The organism is Bacillus sp. AC266 (genome assembly GCF_979253805.1).
Genome location: NZ_CEEDEC010000096.1, coordinates 1 through 201, shown reverse-complemented (window position 1 = coordinate 201; position 201 = coordinate 1). Strand labels below are relative to the sequence as shown.

The window sequence follows — 201 nt, the reverse complement described above, 5'->3', positions numbered from 1 at the left end:
ACTGGACCTCAAGGTGCTCAAGGTAACACGGGTGCGACTGGACCTCAAGGCATTCAAGGTAACACAGGTGCTACTGGTTCCACTGGACCTCAAGGCGCTCAAGGTAACACAGGTGCCACTGGTTCCACTGGTTCCACTGGACCTCAAGGTATTCAAGGTATTCAAGGTATTCAAGGTAATACAGGTGCCACTGGACCTCAA

1 pseudogene is annotated in these 201 nt (G+C 51.7%); it reads left to right on the top strand.

The window, feature by feature from the left end:
• Nucleotides 1-201 (top strand): annotated as a pseudogene (locus AC0IXC_RS29495) (Gly-Xaa-Xaa repeat protein); the annotation flags it as partial.